Annotated in this window: 10 protein-coding genes, 2 tRNA genes and 1 riboswitch; of the genes, 7 read left to right on the top strand and 5 right to left on the bottom strand. The window is 64.1% G+C overall.

Annotated elements, in window-relative coordinates; all coding sequences use genetic code 11:
• Positions 1-33: 33 nt before the first annotated feature.
• Positions 34-1,500, bottom strand: a complete 1,467-nt coding sequence (gene cycA, locus ACIPY2_RS11595) for a D-serine/D-alanine/glycine transporter (RefSeq protein WP_400266527.1) — start codon at positions 1,498-1,500, stop codon at positions 34-36.
• 154 nt (positions 1,501-1,654) lie between these two features.
• Positions 1,655-1,754, bottom strand: a riboswitch (glycine riboswitch).
• Positions 1,755-1,841: 87 nt separating this feature from the next.
• Positions 1,842-3,791: an FAD/NAD(P)-binding protein gene (locus ACIPY2_RS11590; protein WP_400266526.1), complete on the bottom strand. Its 1,950-nt coding sequence runs from the start codon at positions 3,789-3,791 to the stop codon at positions 1,842-1,844.
• A gap of 60 nt (positions 3,792-3,851) precedes the next feature.
• On the opposite strand from ACIPY2_RS11590, the gene ACIPY2_RS11585 reads away from it, so the two are divergent.
• Both ACIPY2_RS11585 and ACIPY2_RS11580 read left to right on the top strand, forming a co-directional pair.
• Positions 3,852-6,086, top strand: coding sequence for a prolyl oligopeptidase family protein (locus tag ACIPY2_RS11585; RefSeq protein WP_400266525.1), 2,235 nt, complete (start codon positions 3,852-3,854; stop codon positions 6,084-6,086).
• 100 nt (positions 6,087-6,186) lie between these two features.
• A tRNA-Ser gene (locus ACIPY2_RS11580) sits at positions 6,187-6,275 on the top strand.
• 38 nt (positions 6,276-6,313) lie between these two features.
• On the opposite strand, the gene ACIPY2_RS11575 is transcribed toward ACIPY2_RS11580, so the two are convergent.
• Together ACIPY2_RS11575 and ACIPY2_RS11570 are read right to left on the bottom strand one after the other, a co-directional pair.
• Complete coding sequence (locus tag ACIPY2_RS11575; RefSeq protein ID WP_400266524.1) at positions 6,314-7,750, bottom strand: MFS transporter; 1,437 nt, start codon at positions 7,748-7,750, stop codon at positions 6,314-6,316.
• A 167-nt stretch (positions 7,751-7,917) separates the two neighbouring features.
• Positions 7,918-10,083: a RecQ family ATP-dependent DNA helicase gene (locus ACIPY2_RS11570; RefSeq protein WP_400266523.1), complete on the bottom strand. Its 2,166-nt coding sequence runs from the start codon at positions 10,081-10,083 to the stop codon at positions 7,918-7,920.
• 124 nt (positions 10,084-10,207) lie between these two features.
• Here ACIPY2_RS11570 and ACIPY2_RS11565 point away from each other — a divergent pair, with 124 nt between their 5' ends.
• From ACIPY2_RS11565 to ACIPY2_RS11555, 3 genes are read left to right on the top strand one after another with little or no spacing between them, the layout of a single operon-like run.
• A complete protein-coding gene (locus ACIPY2_RS11565; protein WP_400266522.1) occupies positions 10,208-11,626 on the top strand; it encodes a phosphomannomutase/phosphoglucomutase in 1,419 nt (472 codons plus the stop codon).
• 14 nt (positions 11,627-11,640) lie between these two features.
• Positions 11,641-12,150: a hypothetical protein gene (locus tag ACIPY2_RS11560; RefSeq protein WP_400266521.1), complete on the top strand. Its 510-nt coding sequence runs from the start codon at positions 11,641-11,643 to the stop codon at positions 12,148-12,150.
• Between the two features lie 24 nt (positions 12,151-12,174).
• On the top strand, positions 12,175-12,669 hold the full coding sequence (locus ACIPY2_RS11555; protein WP_400266520.1) for an RrF2 family transcriptional regulator: 495 nt from the start codon (positions 12,175-12,177) through the stop codon (positions 12,667-12,669).
• A 119-nt stretch (positions 12,670-12,788) separates the two neighbouring features.
• Here ACIPY2_RS11555 and ACIPY2_RS11550 read toward each other — a convergent pair whose 3' ends face one another.
• A complete protein-coding gene (locus ACIPY2_RS11550) occupies positions 12,789-14,615 on the bottom strand; it encodes a phosphoenolpyruvate carboxykinase (GTP) (RefSeq protein WP_400266519.1) in 1,827 nt (608 codons plus the stop codon).
• A gap of 284 nt (positions 14,616-14,899) precedes the next feature.
• Between ACIPY2_RS11550 and ACIPY2_RS11545 the strand changes: the two genes are divergently transcribed.
• A tRNA-Arg gene (locus tag ACIPY2_RS11545) sits at positions 14,900-14,973 on the top strand.
• A 457-nt stretch (positions 14,974-15,430) separates the two neighbouring features.
• Positions 15,431-15,691: a hypothetical protein gene (locus ACIPY2_RS11540; protein ID WP_400266518.1), complete on the top strand. Its 261-nt coding sequence runs from the start codon at positions 15,431-15,433 to the stop codon at positions 15,689-15,691.
• The last annotated feature ends 95 nt before the right edge of the window (positions 15,692-15,786 follow it).

The raw sequence follows: 15,786 nt of genomic DNA, 5'->3' as shown, positions 1-15,786 counted from the left end.
CTCACGCCGGTGAGGGGCTCCTTTGCTTGTGCACTAGTTGCGGGCCGGTTCCAAGGCCCTCTCGGCATCCTTTTCCAGCTCAGCCTTGAAGTGCTCGTAGCGGGCCAGGTGGGTGGGACGTTTGCGGAGAACCACCCAGGCAACCCCAAGCGCCAGGAACCACAAGGGAGTCACGAGCAACGCCATGAGCGTGTCCGGCTGGGTGGTCAGGGCCCAGAGAATGAAAGCGAAGAAGGCGAAGACCACCCACACCATCACCACGCCGCCGGGCATCTTGAAAGCGGAAGAATCGTGCAGGTGCGGCCGGCGTTTCCGGAATGCCAGGTAGCTGGCCAGGATGATCGACCAGACGAACACGAAGCAGACGGCCGAGACGGTGGTGACCATGTCGAAGGCCTTGCCCACGTCCTGCCCGGCGTACATGAGAACGACGCCGGACAGCAACAGCACGCAGGAAAGGAACAGGGCGTTTCGGGGTACTTTGCGCCCGGACAGCGCGCTAAAGACCGCCGGCGCGTCACCTTCCTGGGCCAGGCCGTAAACCATGCGCGAAGTGGAGTAGATGCCGGAGTTGGCAGAGGACATCGCGGAGCTCAGCACCACCAGGTTCACGATCGTCGCGGCGGCACCGAGGCCGGCCAGCGAGAACATTGCGATGAAGGGGCTGTGACCGGCGGCGAATTGCGTCCAAGGCGTGACGGACATGAGGATGATCAGGGCGCCCACGTAGAAGAGCAGCACGCGGATGGGGATGGAGTTGATGGCCTTGGGCAGGTTCTTCTCCGGATCCTTGGCCTCGGCAGCAGTGGTCCCCACGAGCTCGATGCCCACGAACGCGAAGACGGCGATCTGGAAGCCGGCTACGAAGCCCATGAATTCGTTGGGGAAGAAGCCGCCGTGGCTCCAGAGGTTGCTGAAGCCTGCCGGCCCGGCGTCGGACTGGAACCCCGTGAAGATCATGAAAAGGCCCACGATGATGAGCGCCGCAATGGCCACGATCTTGATGAGGGCAAACCAGAACTCGGTCTCGCCAAAGGCCTTCACGGTGGCCAGGTTGAGCAGCAGGAGGATGCCGATGGTGACGAGTCCCGGGATCCAGAGGGGCAGGCCGGGCCAGAGTTCCTGTGAGTAGCCCGCGATCGCGATGACGTCCGCGATGCCGGTGATCACCCAGCAGAACCAGTACGTCCAACCGGTGAAAAACCCGGCCCACGGGCCCAGGAGATCCGCGGCAAAGTCGCTGAAGGACTTGTAGTTGAGGTTGCTCAGCAACAGTTCGCCCATGGCCCGCATGACGAAGAACAGCATGAAGCCGATGATCATGTAGACGAAGATGACGGACGGTCCGGCCGCTGAAATGGTCTTGCCCGAGCCCATGAAAAGGCCGGTTCCAATGGCACCGCCGATCGCGATGAGCTGGATATGGCGGTTGCTGAGTTGGCGTTCGAGGTGGGGTTCTTGCGTGTGACTGATGTCCGATGGCGGGCGCTGAATCGTCATAAGGAACTCCATTGTTCAGGCGGCACACTTGGATGCCACGATGATTCGGGTTCCTCCCCGCTCTGTCATTGACCTGAGAGTTTCCGCGTTCCTGCGCGCAGGAACGCTTGCACCTTCGGTGAGCCCGGTAGCCCGGACTGCTTTCCAGAGTTGCCTCGCCGCGGCGGTACAGGGTGCCTGAGAGATTCCTGGGGAGGGTTTGCTCCTACGGCGCCTGACGGGATGTACCGGCAGGACTCTCCCGCCACGGATCAAAAGCGCGCACCACCTCGCCGGTGATGCAGCTCACACAGTAGCGAAGGCATGGCTGGTTCGCAAGCCGCCCAGCTCAGGGCGCGGATTCAAAGACCAAGGATGCTGCGGGCGATCTCATCCGCGTCGCGGAGCGTCCGTTGGCCGCTTGTGTAAGCCCGGCCCGTTGCTGGCCGTGCCTCCGCAGCAATGGCGGTCCCCCACTGCGTCGCCGAGAGCTGCAGGCCCAAGAGGTACATCCCCTTGGTCACCGAACCGTTGGCCGCCACCGGACGGTAAGGATGCGGTTCAACGTCCAGGCCCGTGGTCTGCACCGGGGTCCCTTCGACGCTCATCATGATCTTGGTGCGGACCAGCCCGTCCGCCATCAGCTGTTCCAAAAGCGGTGAGATGTTGATGCCCACCCTGTTGGCCGGCGACATCGCCTCGATCAGTGTCCGTGCCTGGACAGGAGCATCGCGCACCCACGGCGAAAACGCCCGGAAGACTTCGGCGTTACGGTCCACGCTGAACTTCGGGTCGGGTCCCACGAAACTCACGACGCCGGCACGCGCCAGAGCCGCCAACTGTTCCGAACGCAGGGCCGGAGGTCCGCTCGCCAGCCCCTCGACGAAGGCCTCGAACCACCCCCGCAGCTCGGCCACCCAAGATTCGTCCGTGATGCCACCATCTGCCACGACCGTCTTGAGGATTGCCCTGCCGGTATGCAGCGCTCCAATGGCCATTTTCACGGGGTCCGATTCGCCCAGTGCCGATCGCCTGGCATCGTCGTCGAGGTAGTCGGTGACGGCCTTGTCCAGTTCCCGTCGCGAGGCGAACGACCTCCCGGCCAGGGGGGCCGAGAGCCCCCTCAGGTTCAGCCGGCGCGAAGCTACTACGTGCTTCTCCACCAACGCGCCGACTTCGCTTTCCCAATTGCCGGTAGCGTGGGCGTGGGGTTGCAGGGCGTCTTCGAGGTCCGCGAGGAACTGTGCCGCATCACGGATCGCGGCCGGTTGTGATTTCGCCAAAGTTACGTAGTAGGCCCACAGCGCGTCACGATGCAGGAGCGGCCAGAGGTCATGGTCGAATCCGGGCTGTATCCCCGCTGCCCTGAAACGGTCCACGGCGGCCTCGGTCAGGTACTTGAGGGTGATGCTCGTGGCGTAGTACCCGGGAAGTCCGGCCTTGGCCCGATAGGGCGTGCCCCGACGCGAGGCCGCGATGATCCTGGGTTCGCGGCCGGAAGGACGATACTCGAGCGTTCCCGCGCCCGGAGCCACGGCCTCCACGAATTTGCCGCCGCGGCCCTCCGTCAGTTGGCCCATCACGTCGAAGAAGTTCAAGCCCATGCCCCGGACCAGGACGGGCTCGTTGTCCGGCACGCGCTGCCAGTCCACATCCGCGGGCGGTGCCGGCGGGAAATAGAGCAGACCGTGTTCGTCCGCGGCGGCCTGGAAGGACCGCTGTTCGGGATTGAGGCGGGCCTCGATATGTCCCAGTGCGAGAACCACGGAATCAACGGTGAGGGTTTCGCCGTCGGCCAGTTCGACGCTGAACCGGTCCCCCTCGACCGGGCGCGCCGCCACGGCGGACGTTTCATGGAAGGTGACATCCACGCCGTCGGGCAGCCGCTGGAGCAGCTCCGCCAAAGTCTGCCGCAAGTACCGCCCATAGATGGCCCGGCTGGGAAAGTTGTCCGACTCAAGTGTGGACAGCTCCGCCTTTTCGGCCGGGTTCAGGCCCTGGCCATCACGACGTCGGGCCACCCGCCATTCGTCGAACGAGCCGCCGGCCAGTGGCGGGGCGAGTTCCGGATCCTCGGGTATGAGCGTGGGGTAGAACGACTGGGTGTTCATCAGGTACAACCGGGACTGATCCGGTTGCCAGACATGCCCTGACCCCGCCGGGTACGGATCAATGACGTGGATCTGCAGCTTCGCGGTCACAATCGTGCCGTCCGTGGCAGCGGCCTTGTTCGCAAGCAGGCGCTCGAGGACGCTGGTACCCCGGGGACCGGCACCCACGAGGGCGACTCGGATGATTTGCGATTTAGCCACGCTCAAGCCTAACGTCCGCGTGACTTGCTTCCCCTTGAAAAGTGTTGCTTGGATGGGGCGATGACCACCACAGAAGCTGATCAGACGCCCTTCCCCGAATCCCCCACCGCCTCCGGACCCCGTCACGCGGCCGAAGTGGCACCGGAGCCAACGGACGAGAACGTTTGGTTGGAGGACATCCACGGTGAAGAACAGCTCGCCTGGGTCCGGGAGCAGAACGCCCGCACCGAGGACCTGCTGGAAGACGCAGAATACGCCAAGGTCCAGGCCGGAATCCTCGAAGTCCTCGACTCGACCGACCGCATTGCCATGGTCAACAAACGCGGCGACTTCTACTACAACTTCTGGAAGGACCGCGAGCACCCCAAAGGCCTCTGGCGCCGCACCACCTGGGAAAGCTACCTCACCGAGGCACCCGAATGGGATGTATTGCTCGATGTTGATGCGCTGGCTGCAGCCGAGGGCGTGGAATGGGTCTTCCACGGAGCCGGATTCCTGCGTCCGGCCGACGGTTCGGAGTACCGGCTCGCGATGGTCTCGCTCTCCCCTGACGGTGGCGATGCAAACCGCTACCGAGAATTCGACGTCGAGACCCGCGCCTTCGTGGACCCGGCGTCCGGTGGCTTCGACGTGCCCACGGCCAAGGGCAATGTGAGCTGGCTCGATTCCGATACCCTGCTTGTCTCCACCACCGCTGATGGCCTGCCGGCAACGTCATCCTCCTACGCCCGGACCGCCGTGAAGCTCCGGAGGGGAGAGTCGCTGGCCTCCGCTGAGCAGGTCTTCGAGATCCCCGAGGACCACATGCTCGCCATGGTGGCCCACGATTCCACCCCGGGCTACGAGCGTACTTTCGCGGTGGACTACATCGACTTCTACAACCGAAGCACGTGGCTGGGCCGCGACGGTTCCTGGCTGCCCATTGATGTTCCTACGGACGTGAACATCAGCGCTCACCGGGAATGGCTGATGTTCCGGCCACAGCAGGACTGGACGGTGGACGGTACCCAGTACCCCGCAGGCTCCCTCCTGGCCGCGGACCTGGAAGCGTGGCTTTCGGGTGCCCGCGAAGTTCTGGTGCTCTTCACCCCGGATGAACACACCTCGCTGCAGTCCTGGAGCTGGACCCGTGACTACCTCCTGCTGAACCTGCTCCACGACGTCTCCTCGGAGATCAGGGTGCTCGACCCTTCCCGGCTGGACTCCACCGGGAGCTGGGCCTCGAGCGTCCTGGACGCCTGCCCGCCACTTCACGATGTCAACGCCTACGCGGTGGACGACGAAGACGAGTCCGGCGCCGGCAACGACTACTGGCTCGTAGCCACCGGATTCACGACGCCCACTACGCTCACCCGTGGTTCCCTTGCATCCGGCGAGGCCGTTTATTCGCTGGACTCCGGACGCACGGGCGGCGTCAGCAGCCACCACGAAGAGGTGAAGCGGTCGCCGTCGTTCTTCAACGAAAGCGACTACGAGGTCCAACAGCACTTCGCTGTGTCCGCAGACGGGACCCGCGTCCCCTACTTCCAAGTGGCCTCGAAGGACTTGGTCCTGGACGGGCAGAACCCCACGCAGCTCTCGGGCTACGGCGGGTTTGAGGTCTCCCGCACGCCCGCCTACAGCGGTTCCGTCGGCCGAGCGTGGCTGGAGCGGCGCACCACCGGCCCGGACTCCCACGCCCGCGGCGGCGTGTACGTGGTGGCCAACATCCGCGGCGGCGGCGAGTACGGACCGTCCTGGCACCGTGCCGCCCTCAGGGAGAACCGGCATCGCGCCTACGAGGACTTCGCAGCCGTGGCCCGCGACCTGATCTCCCGTGGAGTAACCAGCCGCAAGCGCTTGGGATGCGTCGGCGGCTCCAACGGTGGCCTGCTGGTGGGAAACATGCTCACCCAATACCCGGAACTGTTCGGCGCTGTGTCCTGCGGAGTGCCGTTGCTGGATATGCGCCGCTACACCAAGCTGTCCGCCGGATACTCGTGGATTGCCGAGTATGGCGATCCCGACGTTCCGGAGCAGTGGGAGTTTATTCGCACGTTCTCGCCCTACCACCTGCTGCACGACGGGGTGGAGTACCCGGAAACGTTCATCTGGACCGCGACCTCAGACGACCGTGTGGGACCTGTCCAGGCCCGGAAGATGGCCGCCCGGATGCAGGCCATGGGTATCCCGAATGTCTGGTTCCATGAAGCCCTCGAAGGCGGCCACGCCGGTGCCTCCGACAACAGGCAGGCCGCGGCCCTCCAAGCCAGGAGCAACCATTTCCTATGGCGGGCGCTGGCCGGGAGCAACTAACGGGCGCCCCCGCAGGGATGCCTGCGCAGGGCCGCTAAGTAGCTGTTTTGCGCTGGGCCGCCGGTTCTGCGTATCCTTGGTGGGCTAGCAATAGCGGATTGGAGACGTGCCAGAGCGGCCGAATGGACTTCACTGCTAATGAAGGGTCGGGGTTAAACTCGACCGGGGGTTCAAATCCCCCCGTCTCCGCGAATTGGTCCCGGTTTTCGAACCGGGACCTTTTGCGTTTAAGGCTGTCGCCGTCCGCCTCCGCTGACCTCGGCACCCGCATGCCGGTGCAAGGCCAGGCTGTCGATAGTGCTGACGAGCATCAGCACGGCCATGGCCAGGAAGGCGCCCTTATAGGCAGCCACGTGGTCCGCGCCGAACAGGTGCGTAGTGTCGAACAACCGAAGGAACAGGGCCCCGACGGCGATTCCCGCCCCGGCAGCCAACTGGACCAGCGTGGCGGAGATGGCATTCGCGGACGGCAGCTGGTCCGGAGCAATATCTGCATACTGCACCGAGGCGTAGGCGGAGAAGCCGATGGATCGGAACGCTCCGCTGAACAACAACAGCCCGAAGATGATTGGCTCCGGAGTGTGCGCGGTGAGGAATGCGCAGAGGGCAAACGTGATTGCCGACGCCAACGACGCAAACACCAGCACTGGTTTGAACCCGAAACGCCTGATGAGCGGCGTGGTTGCCGGCTTGATGCCGATGTTGCCGACAAAGACCGCTGCAACCATGACGCCGGCCTTCAGCGGGTCCCACCCGAAGCCATCCTGGAACATCAGCGGCAGCAGGAACGGCACCGAGCTGATGGTGAGGCGGTAAACGAAACCCCCGGTGGAGGTGGCACGGAAGGTCCGCGTGCCAAACACGCCCAGATTGAACAGCGGAACCTTTGCCTTCGACATCCACAAGACCGCTCCCGCAAGGGACAGCACACCGGCAGCAACTACGACGGCGGCTACCGCACCGGGTGCGTGGCCGCCCAGGGTCTCCAGGCCGACCACCAGTGCACCAACCCCCAACGTGGTGAGCAGCAGACCGAGCCAATCGAGTTTCCGTTTTCCCTCCATCATTGTGCGCGGCACAAGCCGGAGCGCAGCGATAAAGGCGGCCAGGCCCAAGGGGACATTGATGATGAAGATCCAGTGCCAGGAAAGGAAGGTGGTCAGTGCACCACCCACCAGGGGCGCAAGCACCGGCGCCAGGAGGCCCGGCCACACCAGGTAGGCCGTGGCACGAAGGAGCTCGGATTTGGGCGTTCCCCGCAGGACCACGAGTGTGCCCACCGGGACCATCATGGCTCCGCCCGCGCCCTGCGCCACACGGCTCAAGGTCAGCATCGTGAGATCCTGGCTCACCGCGCACAGCAGTGAGGCAATGGTGAACACCGCGATGGCGAGGCAGAAAACCCGCCGGGCTCCCAGCCTCTCGGCGAGCCAACTGCTGAGCGGGATGCCCATCGCCACGGTTACCAGATAGGCCGTCATGGTGATGTTGACATCCGCGGCCGGCACCCGGAAATCGGAGGCGATACTCGGGATGGCCGTGGTCAGGACCGTACCGTCTAGGAACTCCATGAAGAACGTCGCGGCCACAAGCAACGCCAACTTCGGCTGCCACGTACTTTCTCCGGCAGCGGCAACGTCGGTTCGATTCGAATCTGTGGTCATGGCTCCGGTCCAAGTCAGGATGCGCGGCCCTGGGGGCTGGTTTGCGTGTTTCATCGATCCTATAGAGTCGGTGTGGGAGCGATCACAAAATGACACGTCGTGAAGGCTCCGTTGCGCCTGCTCGCCCGCTCAGCCCGCCTGCCTGGCCGGCTTGCCTCGCCTGCCGCCTAGCCCGCTTGGGCGAGGGCAAGCGGCAGCACAGCTCCTGCCCCCGCGTGCCGCAGGGCGCGTGCTGCCACGGTCATGGTCCAGCGGCTGTCCACGAGGTCGTCCACGAGGAGCACCGGCTGCCCGGCAACACCGGAAAGGGCCTGCTCCAGTTCCGGTCCCACTACCAGGCGTTCCCACACACCTGCCAGCCGGTACGCGCTGTTTCCGCCACGCGAGCCCGTGGGGCCTCCGTGTTGCGGCTGCAACCCACCCAGATACGGCATTCGTCCGATTTCAGCGATCCCCCGTGCGAGCGAATCCACCAGTTGCGGTTTGCTCCTGGACGGGATGCTGACCACGGCCACGGGGCGTCCCACCCCACTCCAGGGAGTCCCGCCTTCTGCTCCTGACCACTCCCTCAAGACCTGCACGCAGGCCTGGAGCATTGCGGGATCGACTGCCTGGTCCGGGGCACCCGCGGCGAACAATCCGCGGAGCGCGCCGCCCCAGCCGAGATCCGTGAGGCGGGCCAGGACGCGCCCCTCCGCAACACTCTCGTCGGGCTTGATCTTTCCCTTGACCGCCACACCCAAGCGGTCCATGCCGGATGGCCACTGAAGGCGCGGATCGATTGCAATGCCCGCTCGCCGCAAGGTCTGGCCCGCCGCGTCCACTGCGGCGGCAGCTATGTCAACGGGGAACCAGCGCCCGGCACAGTTGTCGCAGCGGCCGCAAGGAGCGGCCGTTTCGTCGTCGAGGACGGAGGTGATGTACTCCATGCGGCAGCCCGAGGTGTCCTCGTAGATGATCATGGAATCCTGCTCCTCCACCCGCGCCTCGGCGATCCTGGCATAGCGCTCGGCGTCGTAGGTCCAGGGCCGGCCGGTGGAACGCCACCCACCGCCTACCCGCTCCACGGCCCCGTCTACGGCAAGGACCTTGAGCAGCAGCTCCAAGGGCGTGCGGCGGAGGTCGACGCGGGCCTCCAGGGCCACCGTGGACATCGCTGAGCCGGCATCGGCCAGTACGCCGAGTACGGCGTCGGCCTTCTCTGCGGAGGGCATTGAAGCTGTGGCAAAGTACTGCCAGATTTCCCTGTCCTCGGAACCTGGAAGCAGGAGGACGTCGGCGTTGGCCGCGCCGCGCCCTGCTCGGCCCACCTGCTGGTAGTACGCAACGGGCGACGACGGCGCACCGAGGTGGATGACGAACCCCAGGTCCGGTTTGTCGAACCCCATACCCAGCGCCGACGTTGCAACGAGCGCCTTGACCTGGTTGTCCTTGAGCAGTTGCTCGGCGCGCTCCCGGTCTGCGGGGTCCGTCCTGCCGGTGTAGGAGAGTACATTGTGTCCGGCGTCTGCGAGGAGCCGGGCGGTATCCTCTGCCGCCGAAACGGTCAGCGCGTAAATAATGCCGCTCCCGGGCAAGTCCCCAAGGTGAGTCAACAGCCAGCCCAGGCGGTCCCGGGAGTCCGGCATGTTGAGCACGCCGAGCCTTAAGGACTCCCGGCCCAAGGAGCCGCGAATGGTCAGCACGCCCGCACCGAGTTGCTCTTCAATATCGTGGACAACACGTGAGTTGGCCGTGGCCGTCGTAGCCAACACGGGCACGGTGTCCGGCAGTTGGGCAATAAGGTCGGCGATGCGTCGATAGTCCGGCCTGAAGTCGTGGCCCCAGTCGGAGATGCAGTGGGCCTCGTCGATCACCAGCAAGCCCGTGCGCCGGATCAGCTCGGGAAGCTGGTTTTCCCGGAACGACGGATTGGTGAGGCGCTCCGGCGAAACGAGGAGCACATCCACTTCATCAGCGGCGAGTTGGGCAAGTACGGTGTCCCATTCCAGGGCGTTTGCGGAGTTGATGGCCACTGCCCGCACACCTGCACGTGCGGCCGCTGCAACCTGGTCCCGCATCAGCGCCAGCAGTGGCGAGACGATCAGGGTGGGGCCGGCACCGCGCCTGCGAAGCAGGAGGGACGAGACGAAGTACACTGCCGATTTTCCCCACCCGGTCCGCTGTACCACCAGCGCCCGGCGCCCTGCGTCCACCAACGCCTCAATCGCCTCAAACTGGCCGTCATGGAACTCTGCCGCCGAATGGCCAACGAGTTCACGGAGGCAGTCGAGGGCCTGCTCGCGGGTGGGCGACTGCACGGAAAGAACTGGATTTTGGGGGTTGGTGGCCATGACCCCAGTATTGCAGGAGGCCCTGACAGCCAGGGCCGTCGAGTCCGGCTATGTGGACAACACTTTTCCACATAGCGCGAGGCTGGTTCATGCCCATTTGCACCGCCACAGTAGGATTGAGCGCGTGACTAGCGAGCAGAACAAGAACTTCGACCTCTCGGCATCCTTCAAGGCGTATGACGTCCGAGGCATCGTCGGGGAATCCATCACGGCTGAAATTGTTGAGGCCGTAGGTGCAGCGTTCATCGATGTTCTTGGTCTTGAGGGTGAAACCGTGCTGGTGGGCGGGGACATGCGTCCGTCATCGCCGGAGTTCAGCCAGGCCTTCGCCAAGGGCGCTGCCGCCCGTGGCGCTGACGTGCAATTGCTGGACCTGATCTCCACCGACGAGTTGTACTACGCCTGCGGTGCCCTGAACGCAGCCGGCGCTACGTTCACGGCAAGCCACAACCCGGCCCAGTACAACGGCATCAAGATGGCCAAGGCCGGAGCCCAGCCCATTTCTTCGGAGAGCGGCTTGAAGGAAATCCAGGCTCTTGCGGAGAAGTACCTGAACCAGGGCAGCATTCCAGCTGTTGCCAAGCGCGGCCGGATCGGCGTCCGGGATGTGTTGAAGGACTATGCCGAGTACCTGCGCAAGCTCGTGGACCTTTCCACGTCCCGCCCTTTGAAGGTTGTTGTCGATGCCGGCAACGGCATGGCAGGCCTGACCACCCCGGCGGTGCTCGGTGACAAGCTGCTCCCGGCCCTGCCGTTTGAGATCGTTCCCTTGTATTTCGAGTTGGATGGTTCCTTCCCGAACCACCCGGCCAACCCATTGGAGCCTGAGAACCTGCGCGATCTGCAGGCGGCCGTCCTTAAGCACGGCGCTGACATCGGGCTGGCTTTCGACGGCGACGCTGACCGTTGCTTCGTCATCGATGAAAAGGGCCAGCCCGTCTCCCCGTCGGCCATCACCGGCATGGTGGCGCGTCGTGAAATCGCCCGGGCCAAGGCGTCCGGCGAAGAGAACCCGGTGATCATCCACAACCTGCTCACGTCCAAGGCAGTGCCGGAACTTGTTGCCAAGGACGGCGGCCGTGCCGTTCGCACCCGGGTGGGCCACTCTTTCATCAAGGCGGTCATGGCCGAAGAGGGCGCGGTCTTCGGAGGGGAGCACTCGGCCCACTTCTACTTCCGGGACTTCTGGAACGCTGATACAGGCATGCTCGCCGCGATGCACGTCCTCGCTGCCCTGGGCGAGCAGGACGGCCCGCTGTCCGAGCTCGGCCGCCAGTACGAACCCTACGTGTCGTCCGGGGAGATCAACTCGGAGATCGAGGACAAGGCCGCCGCAGTTGAACGCGTACGGGTGGACTTTGAATCCGAGGACATCGAGATCGACCACATGGACGGCAGTACGTTCAGCGCCAAGGACGGCAGCTGGTGGTTCAACCTGCGCCCGTCCAACACCGAGCCCTTCCTCCGTCTCAACGCCGAGGCCAAAGACCAAGCCACAATGGAAAAAATCCGCGATCGCGTCCTGACAATAGTCCGGGCATAAAAGGACAAATCATCATGAGCCAAACGCCTCAAGCAGCGGGGAATCCGGCCGAAGAAGAACAAGAAGTACCTGGCAGCCACCCGAGCGGGTCCGGACAGGAGGACGCCTCCGATCAGGAACGCGAGCTCAGGGACACCCTTGGTACAGCCATCGGTACAGCCCAGGAGCATCTGCTCCAGAACGGCGGCTTCCTGCCGTTCGGAATCACGCTCTCCCACGACGGAGAGCTCCGGATCGTGCTGGTCACACCCAACGATCCGGACGAGCAGGGGCACCTTGATGCGGAACAAATGCTCGCCGACGTAAAGGAGCTTCTCCGCCAGGGGCGCGATGACTACCGGGCCGTAGCCATTGCCTATGACGTCACCCTGCCGGAACATGGTTCAGACGGGATTACCGGCGCTGCCGAACACCGCGATGGCGGAGTTTTGGCGGCGATAATTCCCTACCAGGAAACCAAGGACGGGTTCACCTTCGGTGCAATGGAGCCCGACACCCATGAGCCAACCATCTGGGTGGACTAGACCCCGTCGACGTAAGGGAAAGCCATGAAAATCAATGCTTTCGCGGATGTCAGCCTCCGCGCCGTCATGGTGCTGTCCTCGGCCCCTGATGGCATCCTGCTGACCACCCAAGCCGTAGCCGATGCCGTAGGAACGCCGTACAACCACGTCAGCAAGGCCATGGTCCGGCTGCGCGAACTGGGCTTGATCGACGTCGAACGCGGGCGGCTGGGCGGTTCGCGCCTCAATGCAGCCGGACGGGCGGCGACCGTCGGCCAACTCTTGCGTCAGTTGGACAGCCGGCAGGATCCGGCAGAATGCCAATCCCCCAATGGCGATTGCCCCCTCCTCACCGAATGCGCCCTGCGCCACGCGATGAAGAAGGCGCGCGAGGCTTTCTACCGCGAGCTGGACAGCGTGGTTATCTCGTCGTTGCCCCACTCACGCCAAATGACGCCCGTGTTCCAAACCATCGGTTTGCGGCCGCAGTTCCAGCATGCGGCGCCCCTCGCCATCGACCCTCCAATAGCAGCGTACTGACGGCCCCGCCTCAACATCCAATCGCCGCTTTGGGCCTGGTACGACGGCGGCCCGTCACCTTCCATGAAAGGTGACGGGCCGCCGTCGTTCGCTTAAGAACGCCGTTGTTCCTAAGGGGCCTAACCCAGACGGCTCTTGAGGCCATCCAGTTCGGACTGCAGCGCAGCCGGGAGCGATCCACCGAAGTTGGCGAACCATTCTTCGATGGAGGCGAGCTCGGTTGCCCACTCGTCTGCATCCACGCGTACAGCGGATTCAACCTCGGCCGGGGTCATGTCCAGACCTTCGAGATCAATGGATTCGCCGGTCGGAACGAATCCGATCGGGGTCTCCACGGCGTCGGCCTTGCCCTCGAGGCGTTCGATGGCCCACTTGAGCACGCGGGCGTTATCGCCGAAGCCAGGCCAGGCGAAGCCACCCTCCGGAGTACGGCGGAACCAGTTGACCAGGAAGATCTTCGGCAGGCGCTCGGGGTTGCCCTTCGCGGACAGGTTGACCCAGTGGTTCAGGTAATCGCCTGCGTCGTAACCGATGAAGGGCAGCATGGCCATGGGATCGCGGCGCACAACGCCGACGGCACCGGCGGCAGCAGCCGTGGTTTCCGAGGAAAGCGTGGAACCCATGAAGATGCCGTTGGACCAGTCGCGGGCCTCGGTGACCAGCGGAATCGTGGTCTTGCGGCGCCCACCGAACAGAATCGCGGAGAGCTCTACGCCTTCAGGGCTGAAGTACTCCTCAGCCAGCATGTCGATCTGGTCGATCGGCGTGCAGAAGCGCGAGTTCGGGTGGGCGGCCGGTGTCTCCGAGTCCGGAGTCCAGGAGTTGCCCTGCCAATCGGTGAGGTGTGCCGGGGTTTCCTCCGTCATGCCTTCCCACCACACGCCGCCGTCGTCGGTCAGCGCGACGTTGGTGAAGATGCTGTTGCCCTTGGCGATGGCGCGCATGGCGTTCGGGTTGGTGCCCCAGCCGGTGCCGGGTGCGACGCCGAACAGGCCCGCTTCGGGGTTGACGGCACGCAGCTCGCCTTCCTTGCCGAAACGCATCCAGGTGATGTCGTCACCCAGGGTCTCGACCTTCCAGCCCTTGATGGTGGGGTCGAGCAGGGCAAGGTTGGTCTTGCCGCAAGCGGACGGGAATGCTGCAGAGACGTAGTAAGTCTTCTGCTCCGGGGAGGTCAGCTTGAGGATGAGCATGTGCTCTGCCAGCCAGCCTTCGTCGCGGGCCATGACCGAGGCGATGCGAAGGGCGTAGCACTTCTTGCCCAGCAGGGCGTTGCCGCCGTAGCCAGAGCCGAAGGACCAGATGGAGCGCTCTTCAGGGAAGTGGACAATCCATTTCTCCGGGTTGCACGGCCAGGCAACGTCGGCCTGTCCGGCTTCGAGCGGGGCGCCGAGCGAGTGCAGGGCGGGAACAAAGAAGGCGTCGGTCTGGGTGATGCGGTCCAGAACATCGGTGCCGATGCGGGCCATGATGCGCATGGAAGCCACAACGTAGGCGGAGTCGGTGATCTCTACGCCGAACTTGGGGTCTTCGGCATCCAGGTGGCCCATGACAAACGGGATGACGTACATGGTGCGGCCACGCATGGAGCCAGCGAACAGGCCGCGCAGCTTCTTCTTCATCTCGGCCGGAGCCATCCAGTTGTTGGTGAAGCCTGCGTCGCGCTCGTTTTCAGAGCAGATGAAGGTCTGCTCTTCAACGCGGGCAACGTCCGCGGGATCGGAGAACGCTGCAAAGGAGTTCGGGAACGTCTCGGGGTTCAGACGCTTGAGGGTGCCGGCCTCGACGAGTTCGTCGGTCAGCTTCTTGTTTTCTGCTTCGCTGCCGTCAACCCAGTGGATGCGGTCCGGCTGGGTCAGTTCAGCAACTTCCTCAACCCAGGCCAGGAGGCGTGCATGCGTAGTAGGTGCCTTCTCAAGCAGCGGCAGTCGCGCCAGATCGCCCATTGCGGTTCCCTTCCTCGGGTTCAGTGGTGTGTCCTAAACGATAGGGGGCGCGGACCAGACCATTCCCCTGTCAGACATCGGACAACCAGCCGAGTGAAATGTGAAAACCGCGCAAATTCAGGGATTTGGGAAACTGGGAGGCAGATTTAAGTGACGAAGGTCACCTAGACCGGTCTAGTTGCGCAGATTACAGCTTTTCGATTTGGAACTTCACATGAACTTCTGTAAAGTTTATTGAGGTTCGAGGGGGTCAGAGAAACAGACCGCCGAGAATCACACGAAATGCGCCCATAGCTCAGCTGGATAGAGCGTCTGTCTACGGAACAGAAGGTCAGGGGTTCGAATCCCTTTGGGCGCACAAATGAAGACCCGCACCGGTTCGCCGGTGCGGGTCTTTTTGTTTGCCCGGGCCCAACCAAGGGACAGATAACGCTCCACTGAAATCCCGGTAGAACGGGTACTGTCCCCCAGTTGGCTGCCGCGCGCAGAAACGCCAAGGGCCGCCGTCGTGCTTTCCGCAAAAGTACGACGGCGGCCCTTGGGTTCACAGCGAGAGGCGGCTAGGCCGCTCAAACGGCTCAGGCCGAGGGAACGAACGGCATGGGTGGCGAGTAGCCCCGGCGTCGCGCCCGCTGTACCGGGTGAACGGGAGCCCCCGCGACGGACCCAGGGACGTAGCTCTGCTGCCTCGACTGACAGGCTGAACCCGTCCGTCCCGATCACGGCGGCACCTTCAAGTTCGAAGTCGAATTGCTCCGTGCTCCGGGGCCATGGGAACGCCAACGGTGTGCTGCTCGAAGGTAATGAAATCCCGGATGTCCGATCCCGGCGCCCATGAACGCGGCATCCTGGCCGAATACTTCGATCCCATGGCACGGGACTTCATCCAGGTAATGCGCAAGGCGCTGCCAAACAAGCCGCCGGGATTCCATGAATGGGCCTACATGTTCGGCGTGGGCGCGATCACCGGCACGGCACTCCCGCAGAGGATCGCAGCCCTGTCAGACCTCGGCAACATCAACGATTTCCGGTACGACTACCTGCGCTCGGTGCTCGTGGCGGGCTGGCGCGGCTAGCACGGCCACGCAGGGAGGTGACGGGCGCGCAGAAACGCCAAGGGCCGCCGTCGTACTTTTCGTTAAGTACGACGGCGGCCCTCGCGTCGGGTGCG

This window comes from Paenarthrobacter sp. NPDC089675, from assembly GCF_044749185.1.
Lineage (GTDB): Bacteria > Actinomycetota > Actinomycetes > Actinomycetales > Micrococcaceae > Arthrobacter.
Note: the sequence above shows the minus strand (reverse complement) of the source record. Positions and strands in the feature narration are given on the sequence as shown.